We start from the raw sequence: 14246 nt of genomic DNA on the forward strand, positions 1-14246 counted from the left end.
CTTATTTTTCCACCTTTCCTGAATAAGCAGCAATGCCACCAATATTATTTACTTTAGAATATCCCATTCGTTGCAACATCCCAGTTGCTTGACGACTTCGGGCTCCGGAATAACAGTATACAAACAGCGGTATTTCTGTATTCTTCACTACCGAAACAACATTGTTAAGTTGTTGCAATGGCACATTTTTACTTTCTGGTATATGCCCTTCCTGATATTCCTGCGGCGTACGAACATCCAGCAGAACTGCACCAGCAGTCTTTTTATATTCCTCTATCCCTTGATTAATATTCGCCTGTTTTAAAAAATCAAAAAATCCCATTAACGCACCTCCTTAAAGCATCTCTAAGATTGCCTTCTTAGGTCTTGCCCCTGAAACTTTTGTTACAATCTTCCCATTCTTCATAACCACCAAAGTTGGAATACTCATAATACCAAATTTACTTGCCAGTTCTGGCTGCTCATCCACATTGATCTTTCCAACTTTGATATCAGGGCGTTCACTTGCTATCTCCTCTATGATAGGAGCCACCATACGACAAGGAGCACACCAAGGAGCCCAAAAGTCTAAAAGAACGGTTTTCTCGGAATCCATTATTTCATTCTGAAAATTATTTTTATTGATATTAATAGCAGACATTTTACAGTCCTCCTTGTTTTTTCTTTTGTGGCTTTATTATAATCTGAAATTCATTTGTTTTCTGTGATATCATCACATTATTATCATGATTAATTTTTAACTAATTTATTTTTTCATCTTATGATCTGATGGCAGTCTCACTTCTCCGGTCCTTTTCTTCATAATCGAGTTCTGTGTCTCCATCTGTGTTGGAATATAATCGCTTTCCTGCAGAAATGCACCTGCCGCCTCAGCATATGATTCATATCCAGCTGCTTTCATCCTCTTCAACATTTTTGCCAAAGCACTGTTCTTGTCTCTACTCACCTGACGTGTGCTGATGCCCAGTTCCTCTGCTGTTTCTTTAACCTGTTTTCCCATGATAAAATAATCGCTCACGATTTTCTTTTCTTTCTCTGTCAGATCGCTGAAGAGTTCTTTAAAGAAGATCTCAGTTGTAATATCCGATGCAATGTCACGTCCACTATCTGCGATAAAGTCTGTCGCACAACCGTTTTCTGATTCTAATCCACAAAATAATACTGTATTATTTCTCTGATGCTGCTGATCAAACATATAATGTTCCTTATTATAAAAAATATTAAGAACTTCCAGCTCTTCTGCTGTAATATTAGCGTATTTCACCTTCTGATATCTGTCGTAAAATGTGTATTTTCTTTCTTCCATGATTGTTTCTCCGATTTGTCGTTTTTGTTGATTTGATTTGTGACAAATCGAAAATCATGGATATCTGGCATAATGCCTGCCTCTTCCCTGCATCTTGATATGCTCTTCCTTTCCGGCATCTACCTGTTAAAAAGGAAGCTTTTTCAAATCTGCAACCTGTTTTTGGGTATAAAAAAAGGCCATGCCCTTCCGGGCACAGCCTGACGCCTTAAAATTTGAGAAAAGAAAAACCTCCGCAAACATTACGTCTGCGAAGGTCTATTTCTCTCAGCATATCAATTCTAACATGCACGTATTTTCATTGTAATACCATTCACATGCCAGTTTACTGTCAGTTCACTGCCACTTTACTTCCACTTTTCTTCCAGTTTATTTCCTCCATCTTATTCTGTATCTTTTCCGGACGTGTAAATGCCCAGAGCATTGTTGCATACAAACGGATTGCTTTCTTACGGTTTCGATAATAAGTAGTGCTTGGCATATCATCCAGCATCAGCATCACATCTTCATTGGTATTTCCTGCTTCAAAATATCTATATTTCAAAAGCCGATAATACAGCTGTCCATTTTTTGGATAATCCCTCAAAGCTATCAGGGAATCTCTCATGATTTCCAGCAAACAGAGATTCATATCATTATTCAGAAGCTTTTCCTGGATTCTGCGTTTCTCTGCAGTCGCATCGAAATCTACCAGATCATATAACATTTCCTTCAGATGCTTCCCTTCCTCTGCATACATTTCATAATCTATATCCACAAGGTTCTTCTCAATACGGAACATTACTTTAGTATACTGACTCAGCAATAATTCCGTATTCTTATAAGCATCCTCTGCCACTTCTTCCATATTGATAAACATATCCTGTATTCTCTGCATAATTGTCCTCCTTCCCGACCGCTTCCGCAGCCAGACCAATCATTGTATTGTTTGTTCCATTCACAGTCTGTCACTGTCCTAACATCTCTTCATGCAGATTCCGCAGAAATATCCGCTGTGGGATAGCTTCTATTTCTGGCTGATCGGCAACTGTATGATCTATTGAAAGCAATCGGTTCTCACGGGAAAGGATGTATCCCCGACTGCTGATGTTCTCATCGAATATCTATCTCTCCAAAGGGGGCCCTGATTCAGGGCTCCCTTTTAGGACGCCGTTATTTACGTTCCATAAACCATTTATAATTTTCTTCATAAGTCAGATGACAGATTTTTCCACCCACCTGACAGGTATAACGATATCCGGTTCCGCCAGCTTTTCGGCTGGCACAACGCTCCGGTTTTGAAACCTTATCAATCGCATACTTACGTCCATCTTCCCAGACAAACGCTGTAGGGATCAATTCTCCTTCCCGGCTGAATACTGCCAGGACATCTACATACACTTTAGCTGTCATTACAAAACACCTGCTCTCTCCTATCCATGAAAATATGCCTGTGGATGAACCGTATGTTCCTTAGCATTCAGCTGTGCCAGTATCTTATCCTGATACATAAATGCTCTCTGAATACTCTGATAGCCAAACCTTCCACGGATCTCATCTACCACCTGGTCCATCTTTTTGATTTTTTCTCTCTTCGTTTCATCCATAAATAAATCAAGCTGATACGGCATCTCTTCTGATACCAGATCACATCCTCGAACACCAAGACTACGAATTGGATGTTCCCAATTATAGTTTTTCTGGAATAACTCAAATGCAGTTCTGGCAATTTCTTCTGTAAGATTACTTGCCCTGTCCAACTTGCACTGTCTCGTGAAATGATACAATCCATTATCCCGAATCGAGATTTCTACTGTCCTGCATTGAAAACCATTTTCACGAAGCCTGGCTCCTACACTTTCTGAAAGAGCCATCAAAATAATCTTCACGTCCAATTCACTAACAAGATCTCTTGGCGTTGTTGTACTGTTCCCGATAGACTTGATCGGTACTTTATATCCTTCTACCAAAACTGGAGTTTCATCCCATCCATTTGCAAAGGTATGAAGTACCAATCCTATCTTTCCAAGATATGTTTCTAATATAGAAGGTTCTGCTCCTGCCAGATCTCCGATTGTACAAATACCTAGTTTCTTCATCGTCCGTTCAGTGCTTCTTCCGACCATGAGTAAATCACCTACTGGAAGTTTCCATGCAATATCCTTGTAATTGTCTTTGGAAAACTCTGTAATGGCATCCGGCTTTTTATAATCAGAACCGAGCTTTGCAAATATCTTATTCCAGGAAACACCAATACTTACGGTAACCCCCAGTTCATATTTAATCCGACTGCTGATCTCTTTTGCAATCTTCATTCCGTCTCCCTTGATAGAAGTACTGGCGGTCACATCCAGCCAGCTTTCATCAATCCCAAATGGTTCTCTCTGATCTGTGTATTCACTGTAAATCTCCTGTGCCATTCTGGAAAACCTCAAATAAAGATCCATGCGAGGCGGTACAAAGATTATTTCTGGGCAAACCTGTCTTGCCTGCCACAATGCCATGCCTGTTTTTACTCCGGCTCGCTTCGCAATATAGTTTGCAGTCAGCACAATTCCATGTCTTGCTTCCGGATCACCACCGACTGCCATCGGCTTCCCGGCAAGTTCTGGATGATGCAGCATCTCAACACTTGCGTAAAAGCAATTCATATCTGAATGAAGAATTGTCCTGCTCATAACATTCACCTACCAGTCTTAAAAATCATAATAAAAGTTCTTTGCTTCATATTGACTTTGTGAAGTTTATAGATTATAATTTCTACTAACTTCACGAACATTTGTTTGTATTTTATACGTGATAATGAACTCTGTCAATAGTTTTTATAAAGTTGATGAAGTTACGATTTCAAAAACTTGGAAAGGATCCCACTATGAATTTTTCAGACAAGATTAAATATCAACGAGAACAAAATCATCTGACACAAAAAGAACTTGCAGAACTGGTCGGCGTATCCCAGCGTGCGATCGCAGCTTATGAAAGTTCCGGCACCATCGCACGAATCTCTACTATGAGAAAGCTCGCTCATGCATTGAATGTCTCTTACGATTATTTGAAACATGATGAGATCACAGATCCTTCTTACGGAATTGAAAAAATGGATTATATTGATGAAGTCAATGGACAGCTTGGTGAAAAAGGAGCCAGGGACATCAATGAGATTCTCGAAGCCAACCGTGCTCTTTTTGCTGGTGGCGAACTCGACGAAGAAGCAAAAGATGCTTTCTATCAGGCTGTAACCAAAGCATATCTTTCCTGTAAGATGGAAGCCAAAAAGACATTTGGACGGAAAAAGAAAAACACTGAAATGGAAAGTGATTCATAGGTGTCCGTATTTTCGTACAGCACTTTTGCTACTCTATACTTGCAGCAAACTATCTTATGAAATATCGAGGTGTTTTTATGAGTTCAAAATGTATAAGAGACACTGTTAATAAAGTAAAAGCAAAATATCAGGAAAGTGATCCGTACCGCCTTGCAGCCGCTATGCATATTATTGTTAAAAAGCTTCCGCTTGGAACTGATCCAAACTGTTGCAAAGGCTTCTGTATGCGGGAATGTCGAAAGACCTGCATCGTCATTAACTGCGACCTACCGGAAATCATACAGCAGATTATCCTGATCCACGAGATCGGTCACGCACTCCTTCATCAGAAACCCCTTCAGATCAAGTGTTTTCATGATTTTGAATTATTCGATGGAGTGTCACAATGTGAATATGAAGCGAATTGCTTTGCCGCTGATTATCTTCTGGAAGATGAAGATGTCCTGGAGATGCTTAACGCTGATATGTCCTTTTTCCAGGCTGCCGCAGAACTGAAAGTTCCACCGGAACTTCTTGATTTCAAATTCCGAATGATGAAACGAAGCGGCGTTCAGATTGTAGATTCTCCGATTACTTCCAACAGTGACTTTTTAAAAGATATCCCTACTTCGGGAATAATAGAAAATTACTAAATATGCTATTTTTGAAAAAGGAGATTTTTGAAAATGATCAACTTAAATAAACATAGAATAGACTTTGGAAAAGGGGATGTAGGCATTGGTGTCATCGGTAACACTACAGATTCCGCACAACTGGCATTTTATAATCAGAGTGCACGTCCCATCCATATACTCAAGAATCCAGATCAGAATCCTGGGTTCGAACCCATGGAATTTAAAGAAGAACCTTTTATCATGAGCTTCTCCAATCCTGAAAGCATTGATGCAGTTATTTCAATTTTACAACGTGCCAAATATATTAATTTCACTTCCAAAAACGAACCGCAAAAAACAGAATAGATGAATGATGTATCTTATAAAGAATGGCTGTCTTTTCTCCAATGAGCAGGCAGCCATTTCTCATGTAATTCTTTAATACAAGTCTCCCACATATCCATCTGCTTCCAGATGCATATAGCACTCGTCCACCTTCTCTGATTCCAGAATCCGCAAAACGTGTTCCATACCTGTAGCAAGTTCTTTTGTTTTTAACTCTTCCAGCGGAATCCAATAAACTCTTCCTTCCTCAGAACTCTTTAATTCTCCGGTAAACTTATCCGCTTTATACAAGGTAATAACATAGTGCACTCCGCTCTTATGCCAATGATATAATCCTCCAAGCTTCGGTGCTTCAACCGTAAGTCCTGTTTCTTCCCAGACTTCCCGAATCATAGATTTCTGAAAAATCTCATTTGCTTCTACGTGACCGCCTGGAAAAGTTGTACCGGTATAGCTATCATTTACTTTATCCAGAGCCAGTACATTCCCTTTATGATCCTGAATCATACACATATTCATAAAACAGACCTTCTCAATCTGACTCTCTTCTTTTTCATTCAGAGATTTTCTGACACGTTTGTTGATATCCGATCGTTTGGATTTATAATGCTTGAAGACCTCTCCATACGGAATCCAGATTTCTGCATCTTCAATTTTTTCATAAACAGAATCCACCACTTCTTCCAGATGTTTGTCACTCGGAAAAGTACATTTTTTCATATAATAATCTCTGGTTGCCTGAAACATCCATTCCGCAATCTTTTCTTTCTGCTTCATTTTTAACTGGGAATACTTCTTATTCGTTTGCAGTAATCTCCCATCTATCATCTTATGGTTTTTCCGTGACATCGGTTTGACCTCTTTTCTTCTTTTTCATTCAGATTTTACTATACCACAGAATCATGCTTGCGTCATACTTCTGAGCTTCGATGTCCTCTTTTTCTTCTCTCAGTACCTTATTTATAGAGGGTTCTTTTTTAAGACTCTCTTCCGGAGGCTGTGCCACCGGTAAATAGCAAGGACAGGAAGTGTATATACACTTCCGGAAAACCAGCAATTTAGGGAACCCTGCCCTAAATTAAAAACACAGAAGTCACTACTTCGAAGAACCAAAGAAAGGAGAATCTGCCTATGGCAAAGAGAAAAAGAAATATACAGATTTTGTTTTGTGTTTCCCCAGAAGAAAAAAAGCTTATTCGTAGAAAGATGATTGAATCAAAGACAAAAAATATGGGAGCTTATCTTCGTAAAATGGCAATCGACGGTTACATCGTCAACACCGATACCACTCCACTGAAGAAACAGTATGAGGAAATGCATAAGATCGGTGTGAATATTAATCAGATTGCCAAAAAAGTAAACAGCACCGGTGATCTGTATCCGGAAGAAAAGCAAGAATTAAAAGAGATGGTGAAAGAATTATGGCGTATCTTAAGATCTTCCCAATTAAAGTAACAGACAAGAAAGCTCTGGACTACATCACGAATCCAGATAAAACAGAAGAAAAACTGTTAGTTTCCAGTTTTGGCTGTTCCCCGGAAACTGCAGATCTTGAATTTTCTATGACAAGAGAAATGGCAAAAAAGAATGGAATGGACAAAGGTGATAACCTGGCATTTCATCTGATCCAGTCATTTAAACCTGGAGAAGTTGATGCCGAAACTGCCCATCGCTTAGGGCAACAATTTGCAAACGAAGTACTGAAAGGAAAATATGAATATGTGATAAGCACCCATGTTGATAAAAATCATATCCATAACCACATCATCTTTAATGCAGCAAGTTTTGTTGATCATCACAAGTATGTTTCCAATAAGCGGAGCTACCATAAAATCTGCCGGATCAGTAATCGTATCTGCCATGAAAATGGACTTGCCACCAGTATGCCAACCGGAGAAAAAGGCAAAAGTTATAAGGAGAACATGGAATATCATCGTGGCACCAGCTGGAAAGCCAAGCTACGTGTTGCAGTTGATAAAGCAATCTGGACTTCCATCAACTATGAGGAATTTTTACAAAAAATGCAGTTAGCCGGATATGAAGTCCGACAGGGAAAACACCTGTCCTTCCGTGCACCGGAACAGAAAAACTTCACTTATATGAAATCTCTTGGAAGCTATTATTCAGAAGAAAATGTCCGCATCCGTTTGGCAAAAAACCGTAACAAAATAAAAGCTCCAAGGCATCTGTCCAGAGAAGCTCGCCTGTATATCAATATCTCCACTTATGTTACGACCGGCAATCGAGAAGGATTTGAACGATGGGCAAAACTAAATAACCTGAAAGAAGCGGCACGCACCTTCAACTATCTTTCCGAAAATAACCTGCTGAATTATGAAGATTTCCAACAGCATGTTTCTGATGTTGATGCTTCTGTTAAAGCGGCTGATCAAAGAATAACGCAAATCAACAGTGAGCTGAGCACACAGAAAATCATTCAAAAACACTGTGATTCTTACCGTCTCTGCCGAAAAGTGATTGAAGATTGCAAATCTGCTAAAAATCCAAAAGCATACCGAACCAAACATCAAGCAGAATACCAACTGCACGATTCACTAAAAAAAGAGCTTCAGGATCTCGGTGTTACCAAAATCCCAAGCTCTAATAAAATCCAGAAGAGGATAGAAAATCTTGAATCTGAACAAGCTGCTACTGTCCGGGAAAAACAAGAATTGCAGAAAAAGCAGAAGACACTGAATATCATTAGACAGAATTTCACAGCACTACTTAATGCTCCGGAGATGCAAATTCCCATATCAGAAAAAGAGCTAACTCTCTAAAAAGAAGGAGGTACCTACTTTAACGGTGCCTCTTGCTTTTCGTCTAATCTATTTATATCTTCCTCTTTATGCAATTTCCCATATTACAGTTGCCGTATCAGTAACATTAATATCGTCTGCCTCAATATCTATATCATATGCTCCCGGTGCACTCATTTCACATTCCGTACACTCCATTAATCTCATTTCATTCAATGGCTTTGTTACAAAATCTATCTCTCCCCAAGAATAATCAATTGCCTGTATTTCACCCAATTTCACATTTGCTGCTGTTGTAAGCACCTGTGCCTTTTGAATGGAATCCTCGATTGCTTTATGTAACAGCTCATTTTTACATTTTTCTACATCTGCCACTGTATACTCAATAGAAAACTCTGGCCTTAATGAGCTATGAGCCAAAGCGTAAAGGACTTGCCCTAATCTTTTATTATCAGCTGCAAACTCTATTTTCATATGGTGATTATACTTATAACCTTTAAATCTTCGCTTCCAGCTCTTATCTCTGTCCTGATAGCTTTCATATTCTGTATCGACATTAAAATATACTGTTTTAAGGTCTTTTCTCTGAAAACCAAGTTTCTCAAACAAATCCTTGAGAAGCTCTGTATCTTCTGTTGACCTTCGGAGAGTATCTTCATATTCTTTGCAAAGTTCTTCCTTGTTGACATATAACCGGATTTTATCCGGCTTTACTGCTATTTTCCCTTTTCCTGTAACTTTAATTGTTCTCATCATCTTTGCTCTTCCTTTCATTCTCATTATATTCATACCCATTGATTAAAAGCTCTATCATCTTCTTTGTCATCTGAATATACTTACCAAACGGATTAATCACAATTCCATTCACCTGTTCCCAATTAAGTGCCAGACGAAGTATTGATTCAATAGACTGATTCATCTGCACATTTCCAGCAGAACCCTTATGCATCTCTTCAGAAGATGTAAATACTCCAATCCATTCTTTTTCATCAGCATCTTTTACAGTCTCTATTTTAAGTCTTACATCATGGTCAAGCGAAATCGTGTCACCAGCCTTTACTTTACTTATCTGTTCTTCCGACATAAAAGGATTTTCCGTGATATATGGAACAATAACTTCTCCTGCCTGCTGCATTCTTGTTACCATAACTTCCATAAATAACAGCATTCCATTTTTATCCTGCTGAATATAATACTGGTCGATTGCTGCCTCAATCATCTGATTTGCCTGTGTCTCATCCACTTCATCTGAATAAGTATCCACGCTCCTGCCAAGTACATGATCAAATTCATCAAGAACATCCGTCATCAGTCCCTTATCAATCCGGCTTTTACACTCTGCAATCAGCACAGCTGGGATCCCATAAAATGCTTTCGGCGTTGACTGTCTGTAACTTCTGCATGGCTTTCCTCCTTTCGGGCGGTGTCTTTGTTTTCGTTGCACATAGGCGTTGACCTCCTTAAAAATAGATTTACTCCCACGGAAAAAAGTGAGAGTATGTAATGCCGCCAATCCCACACAAATAAAAAACAGATTTCTTTTTCGGGCGGTGTCGGTCACGGTTGGAGATATTTCTTCAATTTCCGCCTTTACTTTCTCCTTTGCAATCGCAACAGATTTCTGTATTGCCGAAGCGGTGCAATGCTCCATAGCGGCGATTTGGTAAAAATTGAACTCATACTCGTAGTAGAGCAGGAAACGCCGCCTTTGTATCTCTGGAAGGCTCCCAACCGCCTTATAGAGCGTTTCATTCCGTTCTTCCTCAACCATGCGTTCATCAAGGCTCTTAGGCACACGCAACGCCCGTCTGTAAAGGGTTTCGTCCCATACCTCGTTAAACTCCCTGTGCCGCTCGTCCCATTAGAAAAGATTCCTGTTCCTGCGCTCCATCTGCCGAAACTCCATAAAGAACTGTTCCGACACTTCCAACTCGTGGGATTTGCCCTGCCCGTCCTTAAAGCTGATAAAATACCTTGTGCCGCTTTCCGTGGATTCCTCCCGAAGCGTGTATGCCTTAACCCTGTATGCCATCCTGTTGTCCTCCTGCAAAAAATGAGTGAGGGGATTTCCATCCCTCACCCAGTAGCCCGCAGGATGGCAGGCTGTTTTAGAAGCTATAAAATTTTCCGCAGCTTCTTCCGCAGATGGTCTAACCTCGCATAGATGGCACCAGTCGTCAAATGCACAAGCGGGGCAATCTCCTTTGTGGAATACCCCTGCATTTTCAGCAGGACGATTTTCAAGGTACGCCCGTCCACCGTGACTAATACTTGATAGAGATTTTCGCTCTCAATCTCTTCCAGTAACTCCGCAACCGTACCCACTTCCGCCTGCCGCTCCCTGCCTGCCATGTCCTCAAGATATTCCGCAACGTCATTCGTCCATCGGTAAAACCGCCTGTTGGAATTGAAGTCTGCCCTGTCCGCCATGCGTATCTGCTCAATGGTCGCTTCATCAACGCCGCACTCACGCAGCAGCTTTTCCTCCGCTTCTTTCCAGATACGCCATTTCCTGTCCTCCCGTCCGTGGTTGTATGCCATTCTTACTTCCTCCAATCAGAATTGATTGAGAGGGCAGAGAAAAGCCCCCTCATCTTCCCAAAGGAAAAAACAAGGGGGCTGAACGCCTTAAATTTTAATTTTCTATTATCTTTCTTAGTTTTATTAGGATTCTGGCTTTGCGTTTGTTTACAACGCTCTGGGTTATGCCCAACCTCGCCCCGACTTCACGCTCGGAAAGTCCGTCAAAAAAGATTGCCTGTATCAGCTCCTGTTCACTATCCGACAGCAAAGGCAGGGCGGCTTTCAGCCTGTCCACCATGACCGCATTGACAACGGTTTCTGCAATGTCCACCGCTTCATCAGTGATAAAGTCCAGAGGATTCCCCTCGCTGTCCGTAAATCCGTCGAGAGATAGCAGTCTATTCTTTGTATCTAATTTTTGCAGATAACGCCACCGTTCCTTGTCACGGTAGAAGTCTGTGTATTGCTCCCTCACGACTTCAAGCAGACAGCCTTGAATGGGGATAAACAGCTTGTCCATATAGGTCTGGTCGGATTCCCTGCAACGGCAGAACTCCGTGTAGGATAATTCCACATAGCCGCCACTTTCTCTGATATATACCTTTCTTGGTGCATATTTCACCATAAATACCTCCCATCTGAATTTTTGAAATGTAAAAAATCCAGATGGAGAGGCGGAGAACGACACCGCATATCAGAAACAGCCCTACGGCACTTTCCAACAAAAATCGACAAAAGAAAAACCGCAAAGGCTCTGTGACCTTTACGGTTATAGGAAATAGTAATTCTATTGTATGGAGATTGTACTTCTACTTTCAAGGTGAGAAGTACCGTTGCACTGGCAGAAATTTTTTTAACTGGTTTCCTGCCGTTCTCTGATATGCTATGTATTGATAAATTTTGCTTCGTATGAGCAGATAGATAACTGCCCGAAAAAAGGACATAAAAAAATCCCTCCAAATTTAAAAACAAATTCAGAGGGTAATTTAGGGTATAACAAAATAACCCACCCGAATATCGTTTTTTTTATTTGGTGAGTTTGTTCTTTCAAATACGAAACAAAAAGAGCCGATGATTCGTGAATTGTTCCACAATTTCATCGGCTCTGCGTCTTAAGCGTCTGGCTCTTTGATGACAGTTATCTTCAAGTTGTCAACTTTAATCAATCTTTCTTGTCTGCATTTTGGACAATAAAGGGGATAATTCTCCAAAACAGTGTCCTTCCTAATTTTATTACGGGTTTTGCTCCCACAAACAGGACACAATATCCATTCGCATTTCATCATAATTAGTCTCTAATCCTTTCAAATCTCATTTTATATGACTTTTGCAAGCTGTTAAGCTAACTTGTGGAACATATGCCGAACCTTATCTATACGGCTATTCGGGCGGCGGGGTTGGCAAATAAATTTACCAATAGCTGGCTGGTATCCTTTTAACTCTGTCAAGCAGACTCCCTGCCCATTTGTGAAATAAGTTAAATCGTTCCTGTATTCTTGAATACATCTAGCAGGGATTTCTCCTTTCAGAATGACCTCGTCATTCTTTATCTGAGTACTTACAATATCTGCACAATACCTTGGAGCATCATGATACGCCCGTGAGAGATATTCCTGCGGTGCATAAATTTCAAAGTGGAGATATGGCTCTAATAGTTCTGTCCCTGCTTTTTTTAAAGCCTGCTCCAATACGATAGGGGAAAGCAGCCGAAAGTCTGCGGGGGTACTTACAGGACTATAATACAATCCATATTCAAAACAGATTTTACAGTCTGTCACTTTCCATCCATACAGCCCCTGCTCGCAGCCATAAAGAACCCCCTCCATAACCGCATTTTGGAACGATTGATTTAAATATCCAAGTGAAACTCTGCTTTCATACTGCACTCCGCTTCCAATAGGGAGCGGCTCTATGGACAACCCGACAGAAGCCCAGAAAGGATTTGGCGGGACTTCTATGTGGATGGTATATTCTGCTTTTCTAAGCGGTCTTTCCATATATATAACAGTAGGCTCTTTTATTTCTGCCTCCACATGATATTTTTCCTCAAGGATGGCACAAATGACTTCCATCTGCACATTCCCCAAAAAAGAAAGTATAATCTCATGTGTAACAGTATCAATGTCAAAATGCAAAAGAGGGTCTGTATCAGCAATCTCTGCGAGGGCATTTAACAGGGCTTCCCTTTGCTCCGGCTTTTGCGGCTCTACCGTTGTCCGAAGTAATGGCATGGGATTATCAATCCATGTTTTGTGAGGCAGGAGTTTTTCATTTCCCAGAATGTCGTTCAGTTTCAAAGTATCATCAGCTAAAATAACAATTTCTCCCGGACAGGCATGGTCAGCCGGGACGATTTCACCATTTGACGGAACACACATCTCTGTGATTTTTATTTTCTCTTTTTCAGATATTCTAATAACATCCCTCAAATGCAATGTTCCGCTATATATACGCACATAAACAAAACGCCGCCTTTTCTCTGAATATTCAATCTTAAAAACCTGCCCGCATAGTTCAGATTGACCTTCAGGCGTTGATGAATAAAATTTACTGGCAATTACTTCTATAAGCTGCCGAATCCCCAGATTGTTTTTAGCGCTTCCGTGATAAACGGGAAATAACGTTCCGTTTTGGAATCTCCTGTTTTCTTCCTGTTCCAGTTCTGACATTTTAAACGGTTTCCCTGACATATATTTCTCTAATAGTTCATCGTTTCCCATAATTACCGCATCCCACTGTTCCATATCGTCATTGTCCGTTACATTTATATGGGGATGCTGCCCAACCTTTTGCTTCACTATAATTTCCGAAGAAAGCTTTGCTTTCATTTCCCGATATACCATTGGCAAATCAATCCCCTCTTGGTCAATTTTATTGATGAAAAAAATTGTCGGAATCTTCATTATCTGTAGTGCATGAAACAGTATACGGGTCTGTGCCTGTATGCCATCCTTTGCAGAAACTAATAATACTGCTCCGTCTAATACGGATAAAGAACGGTATACTTCCGCCAAAAAATCCATATGGCCTGGCGTATCTATAATGTTGACTTTTACATCCTCCCACTGAAAAGATGTCACTGCTGTCTGGATAGTGATTCCCCTTTGACGCTCCAAATTCATTGTATCTGTCCTTGTTGTGCCTTCATCTACGCTCCCTAGTTCTGCAATTGCACCACTGGTATACAATAAACTTTCCGTTAATGTTGTCTTTCCTGCGTCAACGTGAGCCAGAATGCCTAAGTTAATTATTTTCATGTGATTTTCCTCCTATCAACACCCAAAAAAGGGCATAAAAATACCCAGTGATAAATACTCCTATCACTGGGTAAATAACTCCAATAGCCCCAAAACACTTATATGTTTTCGGGCATATAAAATTACATGATAAAAGTATTCTTAAACTGGGTACAAAAA

Annotated in this window: 18 protein-coding genes and 1 pseudogene; 5 read left to right on the top strand and 14 right to left on the bottom strand. The window is 40.3% G+C overall.

Translation table 11 applies throughout. The annotated features are described in order from the left end of the window. Position 1 precedes the first annotated feature (1 nt). From BUB85_RS06095 to dinB, 6 genes are all read right to left on the bottom strand, one after another. Positions 2-322 (bottom strand): rhodanese-like domain-containing protein, encoded by a 321-nt coding sequence (locus BUB85_RS06095; protein WP_028086465.1) that lies wholly within the window; start codon positions 320-322, stop codon positions 2-4. Positions 323-334: 12 nt separating this feature from the next. Further along, positions 335-640, bottom strand: a complete 306-nt coding sequence (gene trxA / locus BUB85_RS06100) for a thioredoxin (protein ID WP_028086464.1) — start codon at positions 638-640, stop codon at positions 335-337. A gap of 105 nt (positions 641-745) precedes the next feature. After that, positions 746-1306: a sigma factor-like helix-turn-helix DNA-binding protein gene (locus BUB85_RS06105; protein WP_026650124.1), complete on the bottom strand. Its 561-nt coding sequence runs from the start codon at positions 1304-1306 to the stop codon at positions 746-748. 331 nt (positions 1307-1637) lie between these two features. Next, positions 1638-2183 carry a hypothetical protein gene (locus tag BUB85_RS06110; RefSeq protein WP_026650125.1) on the bottom strand — a complete coding sequence of 182 codons (546 nt, stop codon included), beginning with the start codon at positions 2181-2183 and terminating at the stop codon, positions 1638-1640. 275 nt (positions 2184-2458) lie between these two features. Then, the gene (locus BUB85_RS06115) at positions 2459-2698 is read right to left on the bottom strand and encodes a hypothetical protein (protein WP_026650126.1); all 240 of its coding nucleotides are present in this window, start codon (positions 2696-2698) and stop codon (positions 2459-2461) included. 20 nt (positions 2699-2718) lie between these two features. Then, positions 2719-3963: a DNA polymerase IV gene (gene dinB / locus BUB85_RS06120; protein ID WP_073106973.1), complete on the bottom strand. Its 1245-nt coding sequence runs from the start codon at positions 3961-3963 to the stop codon at positions 2719-2721. A 194-nt stretch (positions 3964-4157) separates the two neighbouring features. Here dinB and BUB85_RS06125 point away from each other — a divergent pair, with 194 nt between their 5' ends. The 3 genes from BUB85_RS06125 (at position 4158) to BUB85_RS06135 (ending at position 5569) form a co-directional block, all read left to right on the top strand. Then, positions 4158-4610 (top strand): helix-turn-helix domain-containing protein, encoded by a 453-nt coding sequence (locus BUB85_RS06125; RefSeq protein WP_026650128.1) that lies wholly within the window; start codon positions 4158-4160, stop codon positions 4608-4610. A 77-nt stretch (positions 4611-4687) separates the two neighbouring features. Continuing rightward, the gene (locus tag BUB85_RS06130; RefSeq protein ID WP_026650129.1) at positions 4688-5242 is read left to right on the top strand and encodes an ImmA/IrrE family metallo-endopeptidase; all 555 of its coding nucleotides are present in this window, start codon (positions 4688-4690) and stop codon (positions 5240-5242) included. A gap of 33 nt (positions 5243-5275) precedes the next feature. Further along, positions 5276-5569 carry a hypothetical protein gene (locus tag BUB85_RS06135; RefSeq protein WP_026650130.1) on the top strand — a complete coding sequence of 98 codons (294 nt, stop codon included), beginning with the start codon at positions 5276-5278 and terminating at the stop codon, positions 5567-5569. 72 nt (positions 5570-5641) lie between these two features. Here the strand turns inward: BUB85_RS06135 and BUB85_RS20960 are convergent, their stop codons facing one another. After that, positions 5642-6397, bottom strand: a complete 756-nt coding sequence (locus tag BUB85_RS20960; protein WP_049946956.1) for an 8-oxo-dGTP diphosphatase — start codon at positions 6395-6397, stop codon at positions 5642-5644. A gap of 282 nt (positions 6398-6679) precedes the next feature. Between BUB85_RS20960 and BUB85_RS06150 the strand changes: the two genes are divergently transcribed. Together BUB85_RS06150 and BUB85_RS06155 are read left to right on the top strand one after the other, a co-directional pair. Continuing rightward, positions 6680-7003, top strand: coding sequence for a MobC family plasmid mobilization relaxosome protein (locus tag BUB85_RS06150; RefSeq protein ID WP_026650133.1), 324 nt, complete (start codon positions 6680-6682; stop codon positions 7001-7003). After that, on the top strand, positions 6970-8328 hold the full coding sequence (locus BUB85_RS06155; RefSeq protein ID WP_073106977.1) for a relaxase/mobilization nuclease domain-containing protein: 1359 nt from the start codon (positions 6970-6972) through the stop codon (positions 8326-8328). Before BUB85_RS06150 ends, BUB85_RS06155 begins: the two co-directional genes overlap by 34 nt. Positions 8329-8394: 66 nt before the next feature. Here the strand turns inward: BUB85_RS06155 and BUB85_RS06160 are convergent, their stop codons facing one another. From BUB85_RS06160 to tet(O), 7 genes and pseudogenes are all read right to left on the bottom strand, one after another. Continuing rightward, positions 8395-9063 carry an SIMPL domain-containing protein gene (locus BUB85_RS06160; RefSeq protein ID WP_026648895.1) on the bottom strand — a complete coding sequence of 223 codons (669 nt, stop codon included), beginning with the start codon at positions 9061-9063 and terminating at the stop codon, positions 8395-8397. Continuing rightward, positions 9047-9616 carry an SseB family protein gene (locus BUB85_RS21980; protein ID WP_081017131.1) on the bottom strand — a complete coding sequence of 190 codons (570 nt, stop codon included), beginning with the start codon at positions 9614-9616 and terminating at the stop codon, positions 9047-9049. The genes BUB85_RS06160 and BUB85_RS21980 overlap by 17 nt, the downstream gene beginning before the upstream one ends. 248 nt (positions 9617-9864) lie before the next feature. Then, positions 9865-10339, bottom strand: a pseudogene (locus tag BUB85_RS21985) (RNA polymerase sigma factor). Between the two features lie 83 nt (positions 10340-10422). Then, positions 10423-10848: an RNA polymerase sigma factor gene (locus BUB85_RS06180; protein ID WP_000323895.1), complete on the bottom strand. Its 426-nt coding sequence runs from the start codon at positions 10846-10848 to the stop codon at positions 10423-10425. A 94-nt stretch (positions 10849-10942) separates the two neighbouring features. Then, positions 10943-11452: a sigma-70 family RNA polymerase sigma factor gene (locus BUB85_RS06185; RefSeq protein ID WP_105116765.1), complete on the bottom strand. Its 510-nt coding sequence runs from the start codon at positions 11450-11452 to the stop codon at positions 10943-10945. A gap of 490 nt (positions 11453-11942) precedes the next feature. Beyond that, a complete protein-coding gene (locus BUB85_RS06200; RefSeq protein ID WP_002779755.1) occupies positions 11943-12116 on the bottom strand; it encodes a cysteine-rich KTR domain-containing protein in 174 nt (57 codons plus the stop codon). 51 nt (positions 12117-12167) lie between these two features. Beyond that, a complete protein-coding gene (gene tet(O) / locus BUB85_RS06205; RefSeq protein ID WP_055159350.1) occupies positions 12168-14087 on the bottom strand; it encodes a tetracycline resistance ribosomal protection protein Tet(O) in 1920 nt (639 codons plus the stop codon). Between the last annotated feature and the right edge of the window lie 159 nt (positions 14088-14246).

Source organism: Hespellia stercorisuis DSM 15480 (assembly GCF_900142165.1).
GTDB classification, from domain to species: domain Bacteria; phylum Bacillota; class Clostridia; order Lachnospirales; family Lachnospiraceae; genus Hespellia; species Hespellia stercorisuis.

Bases quoted from the DNA above. Each gene is read 5' to 3' on its own strand.
- BUB85_RS06200 (WP_002779755.1), bottom strand. From the start codon at position 12,116: ATGATGAAATGCGAATGGATATTGTGTCCTGTTTGTGGGAGCAAAACC.
- dinB (WP_073106973.1), bottom strand. From the start codon at position 3,963: ATGAGCAGGACAATTCTTCATTCAGATATGAATTGCTTTTACGCAAGT.
- BUB85_RS06115 (WP_026650126.1), bottom strand. From the start codon at position 2,698: ATGACAGCTAAAGTGTATGTAGATGTCCTGGCAGTATTCAGCCGGGAA.
- BUB85_RS06155 (WP_073106977.1), top strand. From the start codon at position 6,970: ATGGCGTATCTTAAGATCTTCCCAATTAAAGTAACAGACAAGAAAGCT.
- BUB85_RS06110 (WP_026650125.1), bottom strand. From the start codon at position 2,183: ATGCAGAGAATACAGGATATGTTTATCAATATGGAAGAAGTGGCAGAG.
- BUB85_RS06180 (WP_000323895.1), bottom strand. From the start codon at position 10,848: ATGGCATACAACCACGGACGGGAGGACAGGAAATGGCGTATCTGGAAA.
- BUB85_RS06160 (WP_026648895.1), bottom strand. From the start codon at position 9,063: ATGATGAGAACAATTAAAGTTACAGGAAAAGGGAAAATAGCAGTAAAG.
- BUB85_RS06105 (WP_026650124.1), bottom strand. From the start codon at position 1,306: ATGGAAGAAAGAAAATACACATTTTACGACAGATATCAGAAGGTGAAA.
- BUB85_RS20960 (WP_049946956.1), bottom strand. From the start codon at position 6,397: ATGTCACGGAAAAACCATAAGATGATAGATGGGAGATTACTGCAAACG.
- BUB85_RS06135 (WP_026650130.1), top strand. From the start codon at position 5,276: ATGATCAACTTAAATAAACATAGAATAGACTTTGGAAAAGGGGATGTA.
- BUB85_RS06150 (WP_026650133.1), top strand. From the start codon at position 6,680: ATGGCAAAGAGAAAAAGAAATATACAGATTTTGTTTTGTGTTTCCCCA.
- trxA (WP_028086464.1), bottom strand. From the start codon at position 640: ATGTCTGCTATTAATATCAATAAAAATAATTTTCAGAATGAAATAATG.
- BUB85_RS06095 (WP_028086465.1), bottom strand. From the start codon at position 322: ATGGGATTTTTTGATTTTTTAAAACAGGCGAATATTAATCAAGGGATA.
- BUB85_RS21980 (WP_081017131.1), bottom strand. From the start codon at position 9,616: ATGACGGATGTTCTTGATGAATTTGATCATGTACTTGGCAGGAGCGTG.
- BUB85_RS06130 (WP_026650129.1), top strand. From the start codon at position 4,688: ATGAGTTCAAAATGTATAAGAGACACTGTTAATAAAGTAAAAGCAAAA.
- BUB85_RS06125 (WP_026650128.1), top strand. From the start codon at position 4,158: ATGAATTTTTCAGACAAGATTAAATATCAACGAGAACAAAATCATCTG.